The 5,254-nt window shown below is 58.8% G+C and carries 6 protein-coding genes and 1 tRNA gene; 1 reads left to right on the top strand and 6 read right to left on the bottom strand.

The features are described 5' to 3' along the window. The 6 genes from ABJK70_RS19605 to queA form a co-directional block, all read right to left on the bottom strand. Positions 1-531: polysaccharide pyruvyl transferase family protein (locus ABJK70_RS19605; RefSeq protein WP_347258836.1), on the bottom strand; the 531-nt coding region annotated here is incomplete at its 3' end. A gap of 33 nt (positions 532-564) precedes the next feature. Further along, positions 565-2,133 (bottom strand): FAD-dependent oxidoreductase, encoded by a 1,569-nt coding sequence (locus tag ABJK70_RS19600; RefSeq protein ID WP_156879526.1) that lies wholly within the window; start codon positions 2,131-2,133, stop codon positions 565-567. Positions 2,134-2,204: 71 nt separating this feature from the next. Continuing rightward, positions 2,205-2,459 (bottom strand): YkgJ family cysteine cluster protein, encoded by a 255-nt coding sequence (locus ABJK70_RS19595; protein ID WP_077728034.1) that lies wholly within the window; start codon positions 2,457-2,459, stop codon positions 2,205-2,207. A 4-nt stretch (positions 2,460-2,463) separates the two neighbouring features. Further along, positions 2,464-2,886 (bottom strand): HIT domain-containing protein, encoded by a 423-nt coding sequence (locus ABJK70_RS19590; protein WP_086133576.1) that lies wholly within the window; start codon positions 2,884-2,886, stop codon positions 2,464-2,466. Positions 2,887-2,893: 7 nt separating this feature from the next. Then, on the bottom strand, positions 2,894-4,000 hold the full coding sequence (locus ABJK70_RS19585; RefSeq protein WP_077728032.1) for a lysylphosphatidylglycerol synthase transmembrane domain-containing protein: 1,107 nt from the start codon (positions 3,998-4,000) through the stop codon (positions 2,894-2,896). A 40-nt stretch (positions 4,001-4,040) separates the two neighbouring features. Beyond that, the gene (gene queA / locus ABJK70_RS19580; RefSeq protein ID WP_077728031.1) at positions 4,041-5,075 is read right to left on the bottom strand and encodes a tRNA preQ1(34) S-adenosylmethionine ribosyltransferase-isomerase QueA; all 1,035 of its coding nucleotides are present in this window, start codon (positions 5,073-5,075) and stop codon (positions 4,041-4,043) included. 83 nt (positions 5,076-5,158) lie between these two features. On the opposite strand from queA, the gene ABJK70_RS19575 reads away from it, so the two are divergent. After that, positions 5,159-5,245 (top strand) — tRNA-Leu (locus tag ABJK70_RS19575). Positions 5,246-5,254: the final 9 nt, after the last annotated feature.

Raw genomic sequence — 5,254 nt, 5'->3', positions numbered from 1 at the left:
CGGAAGCGGCTCCGGACGTAGGAGCAGAGCGGGATCGGCGGTCAGATGAATCTCGCGATCGATCCCGACGTCTTCGAGCAGCCGATAACCTTGGCGATCCCGCACCGTGATGATGGCCGCGTGGTTCAAAGCCTCGCGTACCGCGCTACGCGCACTCGAATCCGTGAGTGGCCCCGCGCTCACCGCGTACACGACCACAGGAACCCCGAATTCATGCGCGAGAAACACTTCCCTCAAATAGGTCTCGGCGTCGCGATCGTAAAGAATGCCGCCTCCACCGAGGATAAACAGATCGAGCCCCTCCACTTCCCTGCTGACTTCTTTCCGGGTCAGGTTCCGGACCGGGACAGCACGCTCGACCTTGTGCCGGCTCAGCGTATCCTCAGGGTTCCGCGAAAAAACCGTGATCTCGGCCTCGATGGACCGGCGCAACTGGCTCGCTATGCCGTCCAGAATGGCCTCGTCGCCGAGATTCATCCCGCCGTAGGATCCTGAAATGCCGATGCGGAATCGTCGGTTCTGCTGATCCATCGACTGTCTCCGAAAATCATCTCACCCCAAACCTCAAAGCGGCGAAAGCGACGGCCAGGAGAGCGCGATTCCCTGCCGCCGAAGCAGGGATTGGAAATCTTCCAGCAGTGCCTTGCGGCTTCTCACGAAGCGCGGCGGAACCTTGCGCTCAAGGCAGAACGCCGCCAGCAGCCCCGCCGCCTCGCCCACGTTCCATTCGACATGGTGTACCCGATAAGCTCCGTTCGTGATGTGCGTCACGCCCAGGTTCTTGCCGCCGGGCAATAGGTTTTCGACGCGCACCGGCAGCAACGATCCGAGCGGAATCTGGAATGGCCAGCAGCCGAGGTCCAGATAACCAGCGCCGCTGGTACGGGGGTGGAGATCGATGCGGTAACATCCGATGCCGACCGAGTCGTCGAAAAATTCGGGGCCGTCCGGTCGGAGCGGATGTGCGATGTGCTGTTCGAGTACGGTGAACTCGGCCCGGATGCGCCTGGACTCCCGGATGTAAGGCGCCGGCGCGAGTCCGTCGACGGTTCCGCCGACCACGTCCCGGCGAAGGCGGAGCCCTCGATATCCGATTCCTCCGTCCGGCCGCGGAGCTTCGGTCTGGAGCCAGTAAAGCAGACTGAGGCTGAGTTGCCGCGCGGCCTCCAGATTTCGTGCCTGCTCCACTTCGTCGACGCCGCAGACCGGTCCGAACCAGTAATCGTTCTGGGGCCAATTGACTACGCTGACGTCGCTGGGCGCGAAGCCATGCTCGAAGTTGGTGACATCCAAAATTCGACGAAAGTGCCACCAGGGCCGTCCGTCCTCCGCCTCAAACAAGAAACGCGTCAACGGCTCGTGGGTTTCGGGCCGACTCGTAGTCCAGCCGAGCAATCGCCCCGGCCAGTCCGGCGGCCGGTAATCACGCCACAGCTCGTATTGCCGTGGCTTATCGATAGTGTGGTCCTCGCCGGGAAGGTACTCCATGGCGAAGCAAACCGTGATCGCCTGCTGATCCTTGGGATCGGCCATCTCGGACGCGTGGGGCTCGCCGGTTTCGGCGCGGGATTCGGCGCCCAGCACATGTTCCACTCCGGCCAGGGCGAGCAACTCGCCCTGCGGAGTCGCGTCGATGAAATAAGATGCTTCGATCAGGGTGTCACGTCCGGATTCAAGACCTCTGACGACCACCCCGGTCACCCGATCACCGTGGGTCCATGCGTCAATCGGGCGATGGGGGTGCATAACGAACATTTTGCCGCTGAGTTGATACGGGGCGATCATCTGATGGAGAACCGCGACCGCGACGCGCGGATCGTGGCAGAGTCGGCTGACCCAACCGTTGCCCGGATTGAGATGCTTCGCCGCCGTTGCCACCGGCGTGAGCGGCAAGTGCGCGCGGTAGTATTGGCGGATACCTTCCCGCAGCGCCTTATAGCTGGCCGTCGCGCCGAATTCCTCGATCCACGGATGCTCGTCCGGGGGAACCGCCTGATTCGTCAACTGACCGCCGATCCAGTACGTTTCCTCGGTCAGAACGACCCGATATCCCACCCTGGCCGCGCCCAGGGCGGCAGCACAGGCGCCAAGCCCTCCTCCGATGATGGCGACATCCGTGCGAAGAACCTCCATGCCTGATCTCCTCCGTTCACTCCCTGGATATTGACTGTTGCGAACGGTGCGAGTTCTGGTTCGCCGGCGGACTACGGGAGCGTCGCATCTTCCAGCCAGGTCAGATAGGCGATCGCCTCTTCCCGGCTGTTGCCGCACATTTCCTGCGACGGCTGCAGTCCCGCGCAACAAGCCGGACGGCCGGGCTGCCCGAAAATGGCACATCGAAAATCAGGGGTCAGATGGATGCACCGAACGCCTGACGGCTTGCCTTCGGGCATGCCGGGAAGCGGGCTGGAAATTGATATGGCGATGCAGCAGGCGCCGCAGCCGGTCCGGCAGTCCATGGTCTCAATCGAAAAAGACAAAATGTTGCAAAGGCGCGGCTCCGAGCTTTCGCCTGATCTCCATGATAGTAGGTGCGTCGTAAGGCAACGGATCGAAGCGACCCCAAATCGGACCGGGCCACGCCGGATCGCCTCGATAGCGCACCACATGGTGAAGGTGAAGCTGTGGCACCAGATTGCCGATGGCGGCGATATTCATCTTATCGGCACGAAACAGCTCCGACAGCGTACGGGAGAGGTGGGACGATTCCCGCATAAGCTGAACCTGGTCCTCATCCGTCAACTGATAAATCTCGCTAAGCTCTTCCCGCTCCGGAACGAGGATGAACCACGGATAGCGGTTCTCATTCATCAGCAAAAGCCGGCACAACGGAAAATGGCCTAACTGAATACAATCCTGCGACAAACGAGGATGCAATTCGAACATAAAGGGCTCAATCGATACCGATTCGCGGCTGCCGGACATCGGAGCCATACACGCGCTTAACCCAACGCGTCATGACCGGCACGCCGATGATCAAATAGGGATAGTAGCTGATCAGCCGCCACAGAATGGCCAGACCCAGGGCCACGCCAGCCGGGGCGAAATCCCCGAACAGCCAGGAAAAACCGAGTTCGGCGACGCCGGCGCTGCCGGGAGTCGGCGAAAGAACCATGACTATCCATAACACGGCTTGTCGACCAATGGCGAGCAGATGATCGAACAATGTCATCGGCACAGGGGAAAAAGCCGCAAGAACGCAGTTCAAGACCAGATATCGGCCTATCCATGCAAGCGATGTCGCCACCCAAACCTGAAACCAGAAAATCGATTTCCTATCCCGCAAATCACGCGAGGCCGTGAGCAGGTCGTTGACCATGTGCAAGCCTCGCGAGCGCCAGAAGCGGAACATCCGTAGCATGAGCAGCCTGGTCAGCCACCAGTTGATCCAGTGCGGCGCTACGAACAATGCCGCAATAAGCAGTATCAAGTAGACGACCAGCCCACCCCAAGCCACCCAAAACCCGACCATCATGCTGGTTCCGAGCAGTTCCGACCGAATGTAGTGCAAGGGCGCGAAAATGTCGGCCTGAGGAACGAACAGGCTCGCGAAGAAAGGGAGCGAGGTATAGAACACCTGATCGAGAAAAACCGTGGTAAATACGATCGCGGTGCTGCGACCGATGCTGATCTGTTCTTTGACCAGCATAAACACCGCAACGGCGGCTCCGCCGACCATGGATGGCGAAACCGCGGCGAAGAAATCCCAAAGGAGGATTATTTCGAGACAGGTCCGCCACTCCAGCTTACGGTCGGTCAATATCCGCAATTGCCACATGTAGCCGAAATCGCGCAGCATCATCATCAGGAGCGCCAAAGCAATCCAGAAGACCGAACGCGAAGTCCAGGCGAAACGATCCAGCACCTCGCCCATCGGAAGGCCGCTCTTGACCCATTCGCCATACAGCGTGTAGCCGACGATACCCAATCCCAAAACGACCGGTAACAGAATTCGCCCGGGGCTGAACTGCTTAAGAAGCTCGGACGTCTTCGCGACCATTCCGGTTCCGCATAAAAATTGATGGTCTGGGTATTATCGGTTACGCATGCGGCTTGTGCGTGACAAACATCGCGTCGCCGTAACTGAAAAACCGGTATTTGCGCTCTACGGCGTGCCGATAGGCCGCCAGAACCTCGGAATAACCGGCAAAAGCGCACACCAAGGTCAACAGGGTGGATTCCGGAAGATGAAAATTTGTAACCATGGCATCGACACAACGAAAGTGGAAGCCCGGACGAATAAACAAATTCGTCTCGCCTTTGTAAGAAGTCAGGGACCCTTTAAGCGAGGCCGACTCCAATGTCCGCACTACGGTTGTTCCGACGGCAATCACCCGCCCCCCGCGCTGCCGAACCTCGTTAACTTTTTCCACCACGTCCGAACCGACCTCGCAAAGCTCCGAATGCATTTTGTGCTGATCCAGTTCATCCACCCGCAAGGGTTGAAACGTGCCGCTGCCCACATGCAGCGTCACAAAAGCCCGCTCGATACCCTTCGCAGCCAGGCGCTCCAGCATCGCTTCATCGAAATGCAGACCGGCGGTGGGCGCCGCTACGGCACCGGACGCCTTCGCAAACACGGTCTGATAACGTTCCCAATCGTATACCGAATCCGGCCGGTCGATATAAGGCGGCAGAGGAATATGCCCAACGGCGCTCAAGACTTCATCGACGGTTCGACCGTCGAGAAGCATCAGCAGGAACAAATCGTCTTGCCGTCCTTGAACTGTGCATCGAAAACCGCCTTCGAGAAGAATTTCGGTTCCCGCTTTCGGAGCCTTGCTTGCACGCACATGGGCCAAGCCCATACTCGGACCGAGCACCCGTTCGATCAAAACCTCCACCCTGCCTCCGGACGCTTTGCGGCCAAAAAGCCGCGCCGGCATGACTTTGGTATCGTTAAAGACTAGAAGGTCGCCCGCACGAAGCAGTTCCGGCAGCTCGATAAACATACGATCGTCAATTTCGCCGGTCGTTCCATCCAAACACAGCAGCCGACTGGCGCTACGCTCCGGTAGCGGGTACTGGGCGATCAGATCCTCGGGAAGCTCAAAAAAGAAATCACTTTTACGCATCGACAGATGGTAACAGTCGGGGAGAAAAGAATGCAGTATGTGGCTTTTTAAGAGAGATTTCTTTATAATTCGCCTGCTTTCGCGCCGAGGTGGCGAAACTGGTAGACGCGCCAGACTCAAAATCTGGTTTGGGAAACCAAGTGCGAGTTCGATTCTCGCCCTCGGCACCACTTAAAAAA

The organism is Methylocaldum sp. (genome assembly GCF_039794385.1).
Lineage (GTDB): Bacteria > Pseudomonadota > Gammaproteobacteria > Methylococcales > Methylococcaceae > Methylocaldum.
This window is presented reverse-complemented; position numbering and strand designations above follow the sequence as displayed.

What these genes read in the sequence shown, in the direction of transcription:
- queA (WP_077728031.1), bottom strand. Translation starts at nt 5,075, where the DNA reads ATGCGTAAAAGTGATTTCTTTTTTGAGCTTCCCGAGGATCTGATCGCC.
- ABJK70_RS19590 (WP_086133576.1), bottom strand. Translation starts at nt 2,886, where the DNA reads ATGTTCGAATTGCATCCTCGTTTGTCGCAGGATTGTATTCAGTTAGGC.
- ABJK70_RS19600 (WP_156879526.1), bottom strand. Translation starts at nt 2,133, where the DNA reads ATGGAGGTTCTTCGCACGGATGTCGCCATCATCGGAGGAGGGCTTGGC.
- ABJK70_RS19595 (WP_077728034.1), bottom strand. Translation starts at nt 2,459, where the DNA reads ATGGACTGCCGGACCGGCTGCGGCGCCTGCTGCATCGCCATATCAATT.
- ABJK70_RS19585 (WP_077728032.1), bottom strand. Translation starts at nt 4,000, where the DNA reads ATGGTCGCGAAGACGTCCGAGCTTCTTAAGCAGTTCAGCCCCGGGCGA.